We start from the raw sequence: 14044 nt of genomic DNA, 5'->3' as shown, positions 1-14044 counted from the left end.
GGCTTCATCAAAATGCGCGAATCAAGCAGCTTGATGCCTTCCCGAAAGGACCCCATCTTGAAGCTCAGTTCCGAAGAAAAGACATACCAAAGGAGCCGCCATGCCCGTCAAACATGAAAAGGCCGCGCTGATCGTCGGCGCAGGGGATGCAACGGGCGGGGCGATCGCCAAGCGCTTTGCCCGCGAAGGCTATGCCACCGTCATGATCCGCCGCCATGCAGACGCGCTGGAAGAGCTGGCAAGCGCCATCCGCGCGGCGGGCGGCACCGCCTATCCGATGGGCGTCGATGCGCGCGATGAAGACCAGATGGTGGCGCTCTTTGCCCATATCGAAGAAGAGATCGGCCCGCTCGAGGCCGTCATCTTCAATATCGGCGCCAATGTGCATTTCTCCATTACCGAGACGACCGCGCGGGTCTTCCGCAAGGTCTGGGAGATGGCGTGCTTTGCCGGCTTTTTGACGGGGCGCGAGGCCGCGCGCCACATGCTGCCGCGCGGGCGCGGCACGGTAATCTTCACCGGCGCGACGGCGAGCGTGCGCGGGGCGCCAGGCTTTTCCGCTTTTGCCAGCGCCAAATATGGGCTCAGAGCCCTCGCCCAGAGCATGGCGCGCGAGCTTGGGCCCAAAGGCATTCATGTCGCCCATAGCATCATCGACGGGGCAATCGACACGGCCTGGATCGCGGAAAACTTTCCCGAGCGCTACAAGCTGAAAGAAGAAGACGGCATTCTGGATCCCGCCGCCATTGCCGATGCCTATTGGGCGCTGCACAGCCAGCCGCGCAGCGCCTGGACACATGAGCTCGATCTGCGCCCCTGGATGGAAAAGTTCTAAAGCCCCGCCCCACCTCCAAACGAAAGAGTCCTCATGAGCAAACAGGTTGAATTCTTTTTCGATGTCGGCAGCCCGACCACCTATCTCGCCTATACGCAGCTGCCAAAGATCGCCGCGCGCACGGGCGCCGAGATCGTCTGGAAACCGATGCTGCTCGGCGGCGTCTTTAAGGCGACGGGCAATCAGACGCCCGCCGCCATTCCCGCCAAGGCCGTGCATATGAATGCGGACCTCATGCGCTTTGCCAAGCGCTACGGCGTACCGCTTGCCTTCAACCCGCATTTTCCGATCAACACATTGCAGCTCATGCGCGGGGCGGTTGCCGAGCAGCAGGAAGGCCGCTTGCTGCCCTATCTTAAGCTCGTCTTCGAGGCGATGTGGGTGCATCCGCGCAATTTGAACGATCCGGCGGAGCTTGCCCGGCTCCTCGAAGAAGGCGGACATGACCCCGAAGCTTTCGCGGCGCGCCTGCAGGATGAGGCGGTGAAAGAGGGCCTGAAGAAAAACACCGAAGAGGCGATCCGGCGCGGCGCTTTCGGCGCGCCCACCTTCTTTGTGGGCGGGGAAATGTTTTTCGGCCAGGACCGGCTCGATTTCGTGGAAGAGGCGCTGAAGGCGGGGTAGGCCCCGCTCCTGCCTTGAATAGAGGCAGGAATTGGCCCCATATCCCCCAAGACCTGCCCCGCAGCGACAAAGTAAATAGACCTGTCACAGTTCCCTCAGATAGTCTGGCAAGGAAAACGATCCGCTTCAGCCTGAGGAGACGATGATGCGCGGCCAAACTACGATGATGGCCCCGAAAACGGCCCCCACAAGGCGCGACACGCTGAAAACGCTCACCGCCGCCGGCGCTCTGCTGGCGCTTGGGCCCTTGGGCTGCGCGGGCGCGGAGCCGGTCTATTTTCTCCACGGCGTTGCGAGCGGCGATCCCTTGCAGGACCGGGTGATCCTCTGGACGCGGGCGCAGCCGGAAAACGGCGCGCCCGTTTCTTTAAGCTGGGAAGTGGCGGCGGAAGAAGATTTCGCCACTATCGTGCAGGCGGGCACGGCAACGGCGCTGCCGGAAAAAGACTTCATCGTCAAAGTGGATGCAGGCGGGCTCGCCCCCGGCCGCTCCTACTTTTACCGCTTCAAGGCGGGGAGCCATGTCTCGCCCATTGGCCGCACGCGCACGCTTCCCGAGGGCGACGTCTCCGCCTTCAAGCTCGCCGCCATGTCCTGCTCCCACTACGCCACGGGCTATTACAACGTCTATAAGGTCATCGCCGAGCGCGAGGATATCGACATCGCCCTGCATCTTGGCGATTACATCTATGAATATAGCATGGACGGCTATGGCGGGGCGACGGGCAAGGAGATCGGCCGCTTCGTCGAGCCGGACAAGGAAATTCTCACACTGGATGAGTACCGCGCCCGCTACGGCCATTACCGGCTCGATGAGGATTTGCAGGCGCTGCATGCGGCCAAGCCCATGATCGCCGTCTGGGACGATCATGAAACCGCCAACAACACCTGGAAGGACGGCGCGGAAAATCACAGCGAGAACGAAGGCCCTTACCGCGCCCGCGCCGCCGCCGCGCTGCAGGCCTATCTTGAATGGCTGCCCATCCGCGAGAACCCGCAGGACAGCGAACAGATTTACCGCGCCTTCGATATCGGCAATCTGGCGCGGCTGATCATGCTCGACACGCGGCGCATCGGGCGCAGCAAGCAGCTGGAATATTCCACCGACATTCCCAACCGCTCCTGGCCCTTCGATGTGTCGGACCCGGAAAACCCCATCGCCCTTGCGCCGGGCGAGATGCCGAGCGGCAAACCGATTGCAAGTTTCGAGGTGCCTTTCGACATCCGCACAAGCCCGCCCACACCCGTGACGGACCTTGCCTATGTGAGCACGCTCGACCCCACGTCGCTGCCCGACGGCATCCGCTATTTGCCCGATGCGGGCCGCTTCAAGGACGAAAAGCTCACCGATCCGGACCGCTCGATCCTCGGCGCCGATCAGGAATTGTGGCTTGCCCATACGCTGGAAGCCTCTGCCGAAAAGGGGCAGACGTGGCAGGTGATCGGCCAGCAAGTGGTGATGGGCCGCACGCCCGCCGCGGATTTATCCCAGATCATCGATTGGAGCAAAATTCCCGAAGAGCGCAAATCCCGCTTCCAGCAAATGAGCGTGCTGGCGCGCGAGGGACTGCCGGCCAATCTCGATGCCTGGGACGGCTATCCGGCGGCCCGCGCCCGCGCCTATGCCGATTTTTCAGGCAAAGCGCGCAATGTCGTGGTGCTGGCCGGCGACACCCATGCCTCCTGGGCGCTCAATCTGCAGGATGAGGAGGGCGCGCCCGTTGCCGTCGAGTTCGCCGCGCCGAGCGTTACCTCGCCCGGCATCGAGGCCTTCGTGCCGGGCGACCCGAAACAGATCGCGGACACCTTTACCGCGGCAAGCCCCGATCTTATCTGGGCCGATACCGCCCATCGCGGCTATGTGCTTGTGACGCTCAGCCCTAAGGAAGCGCGCGGGGAATGGTTCTTCGTCGATACGGTGAAAAGCCGGGACTTCAAAGTGAACCGGGCGAAAGGCTTTAAAGTGACGCCCGGCGCACACAAGCTCGAGCCTCTTGCCTGAGCGAAGATGTGCATTGATGGCAAAGCACGGCGGTTTTTCCCGGCGCGCCTTTTCCTATATAAGCAGCTCCTGAGAGACAGCCGGAAACGGATGGGACGCACATGGCGCTGAGCGACACGCAGCTTGAACGGTATGCCCGCCATATCGTCTTGAAAGAAATCGGCGGGCCAGGGCAGCAGAAGCTGCTGGGCGCGCGTGTGCTCGTTATCGGCGCGGGCGGGCTCGGTTCGCCTGCCCTGCTTTATCTGGCCGCTGCCGGTGCCGGCACGCTCGGTATTATCGATGACGATAAAGTCTCGCTATCCAATCTGCAGCGCCAGATCATTCATGATACGGATCATCTGGACGCCGCGAAGACGCAAAGCGCGGCGGCGGCCATTGCGCGGCTCAACCCGGATGTGAAAGTGGAACTGCATGAAGAGCGGCTGACGGCGCAAAACGCGCTCGAAATCATTTCCCGCTACGACATCGTGGCCGATGGCTGTGATAATTTCGCCACCCGCTTTCTTGTCTCCGATGCCTGCTTTCTCGCCCGCCGCCCGCTTGTCTCCGCCGCCGTCGGGCCCTTTGAGGGCCAGCTTGCAACCTTTAAACCGTATGAGAAAGACGAAGAGGGCACGCCGCTCCCCACCTACCGCTGCCTCGTGCCGGAAGCCCCGGCGCCCGGCTCCATTCCGACCTGCGAGAGCGCAGGCGTGCTCGGCGCGCTCACCGGCGTCATGGGCTCATTGCAGGCGCTCGAAGTCATCAAGGAAATTACCGGCGCGGGCGAAAGCCTGACGGGCAAGCTCCTTATCTACGATGCCCTCGACACGCGCTTCCGCACCATCAAGCTGAAACGCGACCCGGCCAATCCGCTGAACGGCGAGAATGCCTCGATTACGGATCTTTCGCACCACGCGTGAGGGGCTCACCTTTCTCTCTAAACGTCGCCCCGCGACTTGATCGCGGGGTCCACTCGCATTGCCTCTGGCACAGCGAAAAGAGATATGCGGCAGCGCCGCAAAAACCACTCATTCCTGGATGCTTTGAAAGGCCAATGGATCCCGCGATCAAGTCGCGGGATGACAATGAGGCGGAACGGAACCAGCTTATAAAATCGCCGGGATCACCCGGTCCGGCGGCTTTTCCCCGTCCATCCAGACGCGGATATTGATGAGCACGCGCTCGCCCATTTCGCTGCGCCCTTCCACCGTCGCCGAACTCATATGCGGCAAGAGCACGACGTTTTCCAGTTTCAAAAGGCGCGGGTCGATGGCCGGTTCCCGCTCGAAAACATCGAGCCCGGCGCCGCCCAGACGGTCTTCTTCCAGCGCGGTGATCAGCGCTTCCTGGTCCACCACCTCGCCGCGCGCCGTGTTCACCACGTAAGAATCGGGTTTCATGATGGCAATACGCCGCTCGTTGAGGAGATGGAACGTTGCGGGCGTATGGGGGCAATTGATCGAGAGAATGTCGATCTCGCGCAGCATACGGTCGAAACTGTCCCAATAGGTCGCCTGCAATTCCTTTTCGATAACGGCATTGACGGGCTTGCGGTTGTGGTAATGCACTTCAAGGCCGAAAGCGCGGGCGCGGCGCGCCACCGCCTGGCCGATGCGGCCCATGCCCAAAATGCCGAGCTTCTTGCCGCCGATCCGGTGGCCCAGCATCCAGGTGGGCGACCAGCCGGGCCATTGGCCCCTGTTATTGCGCAGCAGCCGGGCCCCTTCATTCAGGCGGCGCGGCACCGCCAGAATAAGCGCCATGGTCATGTCGGCAGTATCTTCGGTCAGAACGCTCGGCGTGTTCGTCACGGTGATCTTGCGTTTTACCGCCGCGTCCACATCGATATTGTCGACGCCCGTGCCGAACTGGGCGATCAGTTTCAGTTTCGGCCCGGCTTTGGCGAGCAGCGCCGCATCGAGCTTGTCCGTTACCGTCGGGACCAGCACATCAGCTTCGGCGAGCGCTGCGGCAAGCTCTTCCTCGGTCATGGGAATGTCGGTCCGGTTGAACCGCGCCTCGAACAGCTCGCCCATGCGCGCTTCAATCACCTCCGGCAATTTGCGCGTCACAATGACAAGCGGTTTCTGCGGCATAAGCGTCCCCGGTCTGGCCGCGCCGGCCGAATAAGGGGCCGGGCGGCGGTTTCCTCATCTCATGTCTAGCAGAGCCCATGCGCCAAAAGAAGAGGGAGCATGGCGACCGGCGTTCCCTCGCGCCGCCCGTTCTTGACCGCCAGCGCCCAGCCTTGTCATATGATCCGGTGATGCGAATCGACGTCCCGCCCTTTTCAACGGCCCGCCCGCTTTTTGCCGCCCGCCGCCTGATGCAGGCCGCCGGGCTCTGGGCGCTTGTCTTTCTGGCCCTCGGCACCAGCGGGCTTTCCGGCGAGGTTTTCTCCCCGGCCCTCGCGCAGGAGCAACTGGCCGGTCCCGTCACCGGGCTGCCGCTGCCCCGCTTCGTCAGCCTGAAAGCGGATACCGCCAATGTACGGCGCGGCCCGAGCACGGAGCATGAAGTGCAATGGGTCTATAAGCGCCGGGGCCTGCCGGTGGAAATCGTTGCGGAATTCGAGCGCTGGCGGCGCATCCGCGATGCGGACGGAGAAACGGGCTGGATTTATTACAGCCTGCTCGATGGCGAGCGCACGGCGCTTTTGACCGGCAGCGAAGAAATTCCGCTTTATGCCGAGCCCGGCGGCGGCCAGATCGTGGCGCTGGCCGAGCCCGGCGTCATTGGCGCTTTGCAACTTTGCCGGCCGCGCTTTTGCCAGATCACGGCGAAGGGCTATACGGGCTGGGCCGCGCGGCGGCACATCTGGGGCGTCTATCCGGGCGAGACGCTGCAATAGCGCCTGGCCTTCCACCTTCAACCGCGAAAGCCGATTTCATGCCTCGACCGCAATTCCATGTCTATATCGCTCTCAGCGCCGATGGCTATATCGCGCGCGCGGACGGCGCGATCGACTGGCTGGCGCCGTTCGACTCCGAGGAATATGGCTATGACGATTTCACCGCCGAGCTCGGCGCCATCGTCATGGGCCGCGCCACCTTCGATCAATTGCTCGGCTTCGGCGAATGGCCGTATCAGACGCTGAAGACCTATGTCATGACCTCAAGCCCGCCCGGCGATTTGCCGGAGGGGGTGGAAGCGGTGAGCGGCAGCCCCGCGGCACTTGCCGAGAAACTCTCCGGCACGGCGCCTCAGAATATCTGGGTGGTGGGCGGCGGCGCGCTCATTCAAAGCTTCTTGAAGGAAGGTCTCATCGACCGGATGGACCTTTTCATCATGCCGCTCATGCTGGGATCGGGCATCCGCCTTTTCGGCGCGGACGGGCCGGCGCAGGAGCTCAGCCTGAAAGATTCCAAGACATATGAAAATGGCGCGGTCATGCTGCGCTATGAAACATGACCGCGCCTTATCTCACCTGTCCGGTTTTCAGGCGCTTGGTTTTCAGGCGCTGAAATCGGCGGCAAGCGCCTCGCGGGTCGGCCCCGCCAGCAGCGCCATGTGACCGTAATTCTCGTGGCCGATGCCGAGGATCACGTTCTGGGACAGGTCCTTGAATTTCGCGATCTGCTCCGGCGTGAAACGGAAATGCAGAAAATGCACGGAGGAGGTTTTGCCGTCCTCGGTGGTGCGCTCCACATCGTCTTCCGCATCGGCCATGATCTTTTCATCGCCCACCTGCACATAGACATGCTCTTCCACATGGGCGAGGCGGCGCAGCACATTGTTGCGGCGGATGGGGTCGTCGATTTCGAACATCAGGGTACAGACGAGGTCCTTGCCCTGCGGAATAAGGGGATTGTAGGCGCTCAGCTCGTCGGCGATCTGTTCTTCCCCGCCCTTTTCGATGTAAAGCATCTCGTGGATCTGCTGAAACATCGTGTCGTAATTTTCGAAATAGAATGTCGCGTAAGGACCCACTTCCACACGCCGGTTCTTTTTCATCTGCGTGATGCGGGCGCGGCGCTCTTTGCGCTCGGCGGCATATTTTTCAAGCGGAAGAATATCCTCGCGGGTGATCTGTTTCTTTGCGGCAGACATGACAGCCTCTATTCAATCAGCCCATAGGCGCGGGCGATGATTTCGACGGGGTGCTGAGCCGTGGGCAGCGCCGGCGCTTCGGCCTCGCCGTTCATGCTTTCGATCTCATGCACCAGGTGTTTGGCGGCAAGCGGACAGTCGGAGGTGACGTATTTGTTCTCCCCCTTCTTGACGTTGCGCGCGGCGGTCTTGCCGACTTTCATGGCAAGATCGTAAGTCTCTTTCATGACGCCGAACGTGCCGCCATGGCCGGAGCAGCGCTCGACGACGTCGATCTTCGTATCGGGAATGAGCCGCATCATCTCGACCGATTTCGGCCCCATATTCTGGGCGCGGGCGTGACAGGCCAAATGCGCGGAAACGCCGCCTTCCACCGATTGCAGGCCGGGGGTCAGCCCCTCTTTCTTGGCGATGTCGACAATATATTCGTCGATATCGAAGACGGCTTCGGAGAGACGTTTGACATCTTCATTGCCGGGCAGAATGAGCGGCCATTCGAATTTCAACATCAGCCCGCAGGACGCGGTGAGCGTGACGATGTCGTAGCCCGCCTCGATATGTTCCTTCATCGCGGCGGCGACCTTTTTGGCGTTATCGGCCACCTTTTCGATATTGCCGCTTTCAAGATGCGGCATGCCGCAGCAGCCGGGATAGGCAACGATGCTTTCCACCCCGTTATGGGCGAGCACCTTGCGCGCGGCGGCGCCGACGCCCGGATTGTTGTAATTGACGAAGCAGGTCGCATAGATCGCGGCCTTGCGCCCGAATGCCGGGGCTTCGCGATTGACGTTTATGAGCCCTGCCGCATCGTCCTTGCGGGCGCGGCGAGTGAAGGTTTCGCCCGCGAATTTGGGAAGATCGGCGCGGGCATCGATGCCGGCGGCTTTTTCCAGCACCGGCCGCGTCAGGCCGTTGCCGCGCTTCGAGCCCCAATTGGCGAGCGGAGCGATTTTTTCGGCCATCTTGCCGTTGCGGTCCATCTGCGCAAGCTGGCTTTGCACGAAAGGAAAGCCGCCCTTCGCTTTGGCCTCGGCGGCGCGGGCGCGCAGCATCAGATGGGGGAAATCGAGATTGAATTCGTGCGGCGGCACGTAAGGACACTTGGTCATGAAGCACATGTCGCAGAGCGTGCAGGCTTCCACTACCGGCGCGAAATCGTCGCTCGACACGGTATCGAGTTCCCCGCTTTCCGATTCGTCGATCAGATCGAAGAGGCGCGGAAAGCTTTCGCACAAATTGAAACAGCGCCGGCATCCATGACAGATATCGAAAACACGGCGCAGTTCCGCGTCGAGATTTTCCAGATCGTAGAATTCAGGATTCTGCCAATCGATCGGGTGACGGGTCGGCGCGTCCAGACTGCCTTCTCTGCTCATCAGGGGTCCTCTTCCTGATTAAGGGGGCATTATGCGGGGCCCTTATGCGGACCGCAGGCGGGCGAAAGGAAAGCCTGCCGGGGTGCGGGCCGGCAGGCTTAATCCATCTCTTAGCTGTCGAGGCTGTCGAGCGCTTTCTGGAAGCGGCCGGCATGGCTCTTTTCCGCCTTGGCCAGCGTTTCGAACCAGTCGGCAATCTCGTCGAAGCCTTCTTCGCGGGCGGTGCGCGCCATGCCCGGATACATATCCGTGTATTCATGGGTCTCACCGGCAATTGCCGCTTTCAGGTTTTTCGAGGTATCGCCGATGGGCTCGCCCGTTGCCGGATCGCCCACTTCTTCCAGGAATTCCAGATGGCCATGCGCGTGGCCCGTCTCGCCTTCCGCTGTGGAGCGGAAAACGGCGGCAACGTCGTTATAGCCTTCCACATCCGCTTTCTGAGCGAAATAGAGATAGCGGCGGTTCGCCTGGCTTTCACCGGCAAAGGCTTCTTTCAAATTTTCGAGAGTCTTGCTGCTTGCAAGCGACATGTCGTCCTCCTCACCTGTTAGACCCCCCGGGGGCATGCGCGCACGCATGGGCCGGATGGTGCGGGGCCTGGTTGCTTCAACCATGTGAGGGCGGGGAGCGCTTGTTATTTTGCCCCCAACCCTTAGAATCAAAGATTAAGCGCATGGAAGGAGTTCGTCAACTCTTTAGAGTAATTCTAAAAATTTGAGAACGATTTGCACACGTAACAAGCAGGAGGCTTAGGAAGCTGATTTCAGCCGCACAATGACATCGACACGGGCAACTTCACTGCCATCCGGGGCCTTAGGCAGGCCCGCCACCTCGATATGATCGCCGGGAATATCCATCAGCGAGCCATCGTCTTCCTTGAAGAAGTGATGGTGATCGTCGGTGTTCGTGTCGAAATAGGTACGCGAGGCATCCACGACAACCTGCCGCAGAAGGCCGGCATCGGTGAATTGATGCAGCGTGTTGTAGACGGTTGCCAGAGAGACGGAAATCCCCTGACCCGTCGCTTCTTCGTGAAGGACCTCGGCCGTGACATGGCGTTCGCCGCCGTCAAAGAGCAGCCGGCCGAGCGCCAGGCGCTGGCGCGTCGGCCGCAGCCCGGCGTCGCGGAGCCGGTTAAGGGTCTGGCTGAAGGGGCGCTCTTTTTCCATGTCCATACTTCTGGTCCGTAACTCAGGCCCCAAATCCAGGGCCATTGCACCTTGCAAATATTCCCGCACCCTTTGGAGGCGCATCAGGCCCCTGCGGCGGGCGCAGTTTGTAATCATTACAATCTGACACACAATGTGGGTAAATCCGCGCCCATGTCAAGGTCCCGCCCAATAGGCCCCCCGCGCTCCCTGCTCTCTACGGGCGCCGGGCGGCTTGTCGTGAGGGTTTGCGCGGCCCCCCGGGTGTGTTAGGAAGCGCGACAGAATAATTAAACATGAGCCTGGCCCCCGCGAGGGCCCTTGCAAGGCTCGCTGGCCAGGGATTGGGCACAGGATGGCGGAACAGAAATCGAGCTACTCATACGAAGATTTGTTGGACTGCGCGCATGGCAAGCTTTTCGGACCGGGAAACGCGCAATTGCCCCTGCCGCCCATGCTGATGATCGACCGGATCGTCAATATTTCCGCCGAAGGCGGGGAATATGGCAAAGGCCAGATCGTCGCTCAGTATGACATTCGCGAAGACCGCTGGTTCTTCCCCTGCCATTTCGAGGGCGATCCGATCATGCCGGGCTGTCTTGGCCTTGACGGCATGTGGCAGCTGGTGGGCTTCTTTCTCGGCTGGATGGGCGCCAAGGGCAAGGGCCGGGCGATCGGCGTCGGCTCGGTGAAATTCTCCGGCATGGTCACGCCGAAGACCAAAGTGCTCGAATATGTGATCGACCTGAAGCGGGTGATCAACCGCAAATTGGTGCTGCTGCAGGCGGACGGTGTTTTGAAAGCCGATGGCGAGCCTATCTATAAGGCAGAGGATTTGCGTGTCGTCGTTGCAGGCGGCGAAGAAGCGCCAGCCTGATCTGCCATGGCTCTTATGCCCGCATGTCCGTTCCGGCTTCGCTTTGGCTCGCAAGGCACGGCAAATCAAGGTACATTTCGCCCCCGTCCGGCCGCCTTTGAGGGCGGCACACGGGACTTCCGGCCAGGCAAAAGCCGGTTGAGCAAGGGAGAGTAATCATGAGGCGTGTCGTCATTACCGGGATGGGTGTCGTTTCCTCCCTCGGCAATAACACGCAAGAAGTGCTGGCCAGCTTGCGCGATGCGCGCTCCGGCATTGTTCATGCGGAAGATTATACGAAATACGGGTTCCGCAGCCAGGTGCACGGCTCCTTGAAGCTGGACCTGGAAGAAGTGCTGGACCGCAAGACCCGCCGCTTCATGGGCGACGGCGCGGCCTATACCTATATCGCCATGGAACAGGCGATCCGCGATGCCGGCCTTGAGGCCCATGAAATTTCCAACGAGCGCACCGGCATGGTGCTGGGCTCGGGCGGGGCCTCGACGAAAGCCATCGTTGCCGCCGCCGACATCACCCGCGAAAAAGGCCCGCGCAAGATCGGCCCGACCTCGGTACCGAAAGCGATGTCGAGCACGGTCTCGGCCAACCTTTCCACGCTCTTTAAAATCAAGGGCCCGAGCTATTCGATCTCCTCCGCCTGCACCACCTCCACCCACTGCATCGGCAATGCGGCCGAGCAAATCCAGTGGGGCAAGCAGGACATGATGTTTGCCGGCGGCGGCGAAGAGCTCGACTGGACGCTTTCCTGCCTCTTCGATGCAATGGGCGCCATGTCCTCGAAATATAACGACACGCCCGCCAAGGCCTCGCGCGCCTATGACGTGAGCCGCGACGGCTTCGTGATTTCCGGCGGCGGCGGCGTTTTGGTCCTCGAAGAACTGGAACATGCCAAGGCACGCGGCGCGAAAATCTATGCCGAGATCGTCGGCTATGGCGCGACCTCGGACGGTGCGGACATGGTGGCGCCATCCGGCGAAGGCGCTGTGCGCGCCATGAAGCTGGCGCTCGAAACGGTGAAAGATCCGATCGACTATATCAACCCGCATGCGACCTCGACGCCGGTCGGCGACATTCCCGAGATCGAAGCGATCAAGACCGTGTTCGGCGACAAGATGCCGCCGATCAGCGCGACGAAATCGCTCTCCGGCCATGCGCAGGGCGCCGCCGGGGTGCATGAGGCGATCTATTCGCTGCTGATGATGGAAAACGGCTTCATCTGCGAATCCGCCAATATCGAAGAACTCGACCCGGCCGTGGCCTCCGCCAATATCGTGCGCGAGCGCCAGGATAACGCCAAGATCAATTGCGTGATGTCCAACAGCTTCGGCTTTGGCGGCACGAATGGCTGCCTGGTGATGAAAAAGCTGGATGCCTGAGTAAGACCGGTATGCGCCCCCGGTGGTTGGGGCAATGCTTGCATACCGGAATAGGGGAAACTGGGAGATGTCCCGTTCTGGGACGGAATAGCGAGAGCGAAACGACATGGACGGGGCAGTTACGCGTGGAAGCGCTTTCGAGCAAGGCGCGCTATTGGCAGGTAAGCGCGGCCTGATTATGGGGGTCGCCAACGACCATTCCATCGCCTGGGGGATCGCCAAAGCCGCCGCCGCGCATGGCGCGGAGCTGGCCTTTACCTATCAGGGCGATCAATTCGGGCGGCGCGTCAAACCGCTGGCCGATTCGCTCGGCGCAAAACTGCTGCTGCCTTGCGATGTGATGGATGAGGCGAGCCTCGATGCCGCGTTCAAGACGCTGAAAGAGGAATGGGGCAAGCTCGACTTCATCGTTCATGCCATCGCTTATTCCGACAAGAGCGAGCTTAAGGGCCGCTATGTCGACACCTCCCGCGACAATTTCCGCCAGACGATGGAAATCTCCTGCTATTCCTTCACCGATGTGGCGCGCCGCGCGCACGACTTGATGAGCGAAGGCGGCTCGTTGATCACGCTGACTTACGCGGGCGCCGAACGCGTCATGCCGAATTACAATGTCATGGGCGTTGCAAAGGCGGCGCTGGAGGCAAGCGTGCGTTATCTCGCCGCCGATCTCGGCCGGGACGGCATCCGCGTCAATGCGATTTCCGCAGGCCCCATGCGCACACTGGCAGGCTCCGCCGTCGGTTCCGCCCGGCTGGTGTTCAAATGGAACAAGACCCATGCGCCGATCAAGGAAACGATCGAGCTTGAGCATGTAGGCGGCGCCGCGCTTTACCTGCTCTCCGACCTTTCCACCCGCGTGACGGGCGAAGTGCATCACGTCGATGCCGGTTACAACATTATCGGCATGCCGAAGGCGAGCGATCTGGAAGAGCTGGTCGCGCCCGGCCCAGCAAACGGCGACAAGAACGCCGCCGAATAGGTTCGCGGAAACCGCTCATGCAAAAAGCCGCGCCGTGACGGGGCTTTTTTGTTGCCCAGAAAGAAGTGCTCTTAAAGAAGCGCTTTAAAGATTGTCGAGGGAGCGCAGTTCCAGCACCGTGTAGCTTGCCTCAAGCGCGGGCCAGGGAAAGAGAATGCGCAGCCGCCCGTCTTCAAGCTGATTGAGCACACCGACGGCATTTTGAATTTGCGGGTTTGTGCTTTCATCCGCCTCGCTCATATAAGGGCGCTGCGGGGCGTCATTGTAGGTAGGCGCCGCCAGCAGAATGCGCGAGAGCGCATCGTTCTGATATAGCCGCCCGCTCATGCGCTGCGAACCCGAACGTTTTTCGAAGAACAGAAAACCGTCCACGACGGTGATGCGGCAATCGAAAAAGGGATAAACGGCAAGACCTGCAAAGCGCCCACCGACCTTGATCATGCGGCAGCCGCGCCAGCCCAGAAGATGGCTGTCATCGACGGGCACCGCCTCGGCCTCCATCACGGATTTCAGCGCCAGGCGGTCGTCATAAGATACGCTTGGCGCGCCCGCCGCCTCTTCATTGCCGAGCGCCAGGGCTTCTTCCAGGCGCTCCAGACGGTCCTTGTCGAAATCGGTGATGACGTTTTCCCAGCGGTATTCATCCGGGATGGAGCGCTGAGCCGCCTCTTCCTGCGCGTGCGCCGGCCCCGAGGCCATTGCCCATATCAGCGCCGCCAACATGCCTGCGCCGGCTCCCAAGGTTTTTGCCTTCAACCGCATCGACCTCTCGCCCTTTCGAAAATAAAC

Annotated in this window: 15 protein-coding genes; 9 read left to right on the top strand and 6 right to left on the bottom strand. The window is 61.2% G+C overall.

Going from position 1 to position 14044, the window contains the following annotated elements; translation table 11 throughout:
* Positions 1–100: 100 nt before the first annotated feature.
* The 4 genes from M2A_RS01685 (at position 101) to M2A_RS01670 (ending at position 4366) form a co-directional block, all read left to right on the top strand.
* Positions 101–835, top strand: coding sequence for an SDR family oxidoreductase (locus M2A_RS01685; RefSeq protein WP_045442051.1), 735 nt, complete (start codon positions 101–103; stop codon positions 833–835).
* A 33-nt stretch (positions 836–868) separates the two neighbouring features.
* Positions 869–1459 carry a 2-hydroxychromene-2-carboxylate isomerase gene (locus M2A_RS01680; protein WP_045442049.1) on the top strand — a complete coding sequence of 197 codons (591 nt, stop codon included), beginning with the start codon at positions 869–871 and terminating at the stop codon, positions 1457–1459.
* Between the two features lie 145 nt (positions 1460–1604).
* Positions 1605–3461 carry an alkaline phosphatase D family protein gene (locus tag M2A_RS01675; RefSeq protein WP_158597228.1) on the top strand — a complete coding sequence of 619 codons (1857 nt, stop codon included), beginning with the start codon at positions 1605–1607 and terminating at the stop codon, positions 3459–3461.
* Positions 3462–3562: 101 nt separating this feature from the next.
* Entirely contained in the window at positions 3563–4366 is an 804-nt protein-coding gene (locus tag M2A_RS01670; RefSeq protein ID WP_045442047.1) for a HesA/MoeB/ThiF family protein, read from the top strand.
* Between the two features lie 186 nt (positions 4367–4552).
* Here the strand turns inward: M2A_RS01670 and M2A_RS01665 are convergent, their stop codons facing one another.
* Positions 4553–5542, bottom strand: coding sequence for a 2-hydroxyacid dehydrogenase (locus M2A_RS01665; RefSeq protein WP_045442044.1), 990 nt, complete (start codon positions 5540–5542; stop codon positions 4553–4555).
* A gap of 170 nt (positions 5543–5712) precedes the next feature.
* On the opposite strand from M2A_RS01665, the gene M2A_RS01660 reads away from it, so the two are divergent.
* Positions 5713–6297 carry an SH3 domain-containing protein gene (locus M2A_RS01660; protein WP_244444354.1) on the top strand — a complete coding sequence of 195 codons (585 nt, stop codon included), beginning with the start codon at positions 5713–5715 and terminating at the stop codon, positions 6295–6297.
* 38 nt (positions 6298–6335) lie between these two features.
* Positions 6336–6857: a dihydrofolate reductase family protein gene (locus M2A_RS01655; protein ID WP_045442041.1), complete on the top strand. Its 522-nt coding sequence runs from the start codon at positions 6336–6338 to the stop codon at positions 6855–6857.
* Positions 6858–6899: 42 nt separating this feature from the next.
* On the opposite strand, the gene M2A_RS01650 is transcribed toward M2A_RS01655, so the two are convergent.
* The 4 genes from M2A_RS01650 to irrA all read right to left on the bottom strand — a co-directional run bounded on the left by M2A_RS01650 (position 6900) and on the right by irrA (position 10047).
* The gene (locus M2A_RS01650) at positions 6900–7496 is read right to left on the bottom strand and encodes a DUF3501 family protein (protein ID WP_045442040.1); all 597 of its coding nucleotides are present in this window, start codon (positions 7494–7496) and stop codon (positions 6900–6902) included.
* Positions 7497–7504: 8 nt separating this feature from the next.
* Complete coding sequence (locus tag M2A_RS01645; RefSeq protein ID WP_045442039.1) at positions 7505–8872, bottom strand: heterodisulfide reductase-related iron-sulfur binding cluster; 1368 nt, start codon at positions 8870–8872, stop codon at positions 7505–7507.
* Between the two features lie 110 nt (positions 8873–8982).
* Positions 8983–9402, bottom strand: a complete 420-nt coding sequence (locus tag M2A_RS01640) for a rubrerythrin family protein (RefSeq protein ID WP_045442038.1) — start codon at positions 9400–9402, stop codon at positions 8983–8985.
* Positions 9403–9621: 219 nt separating this feature from the next.
* Entirely contained in the window at positions 9622–10047 is a 426-nt protein-coding gene (gene irrA / locus M2A_RS01635; RefSeq protein WP_045442037.1) for an iron response transcriptional regulator IrrA, read from the bottom strand.
* A gap of 328 nt (positions 10048–10375) precedes the next feature.
* On the opposite strand from irrA, the gene fabA reads away from it, so the two are divergent.
* The 3 genes from fabA to fabI all read left to right on the top strand — a co-directional run bounded on the left by fabA (position 10376) and on the right by fabI (position 13255).
* Entirely contained in the window at positions 10376–10897 is a 522-nt protein-coding gene (gene fabA, locus M2A_RS01630) for a 3-hydroxyacyl-[acyl-carrier-protein] dehydratase FabA (protein ID WP_045442035.1), read from the top strand.
* A gap of 158 nt (positions 10898–11055) precedes the next feature.
* Positions 11056–12273: a beta-ketoacyl-ACP synthase I gene (gene fabB, locus M2A_RS01625; RefSeq protein ID WP_045442033.1), complete on the top strand. Its 1218-nt coding sequence runs from the start codon at positions 11056–11058 to the stop codon at positions 12271–12273.
* A gap of 106 nt (positions 12274–12379) precedes the next feature.
* Entirely contained in the window at positions 12380–13255 is an 876-nt protein-coding gene (fabI, locus tag M2A_RS01620; protein WP_045442031.1) for an enoyl-ACP reductase FabI, read from the top strand.
* 84 nt (positions 13256–13339) lie between these two features.
* Here the strand turns inward: fabI and M2A_RS01615 are convergent, their stop codons facing one another.
* Positions 13340–13954, bottom strand: a complete 615-nt coding sequence (locus M2A_RS01615; RefSeq protein ID WP_158597229.1) for a DUF4893 domain-containing protein — start codon at positions 13952–13954, stop codon at positions 13340–13342.
* Positions 13955–14044 lie beyond the last annotated feature (90 nt).

This window comes from Tepidicaulis marinus (assembly GCF_000739695.1).
In the GTDB taxonomy this organism is placed as follows: Bacteria; Pseudomonadota; Alphaproteobacteria; order Parvibaculales; family Parvibaculaceae; genus Tepidicaulis; species Tepidicaulis marinus.
The sequence above is the reverse complement of the archived record's forward strand: the minus strand, read 5'-3'. Positions and strand labels throughout refer to the sequence as shown.